Genomic DNA, 664 nt, shown 5'->3' on the forward strand with positions numbered 1-664 from the left:
GCATAAAATGCTGCTTTTACAACTTCTTCTGCAAAGTTGTCTTGTTTTTTTAATACATCAACAGCATAATCAATTTGTTCATTGATTTTATTAATTAAATTCTTTTTAGCTAAGGCTGAATCAGGATTAAGTTTTAAACTCTTATCAGCAATATGCTTACCTGATTCAATATCTTTTATTGAAGCTACAATAGTATTTAACTCTTCATTTGAAGAAGTAAATGTACCTTCTTTTACAGAGATATCTAACTGTTTTAAAATTGAAGCAAGGTTTTTATAACCTTGAGTTTTAAATCTTCTTTTATCTTCTTTTTGAAGTAATAAAGACTTAATTGTTTCTACAATTGATTCTTCATCTTTAATAAAGCCTCTTGTTTTGAAGAAGTTTAATGAACCATAAAATACTAAATGTAGAACTGTAAAAAAGAATAATGCTGCAACTGGAATTATTATCCATAAAACAGTTGGTAACTGCATAGTATAATCTAAAACTGTAATTTCGGAACTACCACTTTCTACACTATAAACATAAAGTGCTACAGCAATTATTAATAAAAGGGAAAACCCTATATATTTTTTAAGTCCCACATAAAATCCTTTTTATTATTGTTCTTTTTCGTGAATCTCTCTACAAGGAGTACAATACTTTGCAAATGGTTTAGCTC

The 664-nt window shown here is 27.3% G+C and carries 1 pseudogene; it reads right to left on the bottom strand.

Annotated features, from left to right (window positions below):
• Nucleotides 1-587: pseudogene (locus tag B0174_RS12035) on the bottom strand (hypothetical protein); the annotation flags it as partial.
• Between the last annotated feature and the right edge of the window lie 77 nt (nt 588-664).

This window comes from Arcobacter caeni, assembly GCF_003063245.1.
Lineage (GTDB): Bacteria > Campylobacterota > Campylobacteria > Campylobacterales > Arcobacteraceae > Aliarcobacter > Aliarcobacter caeni.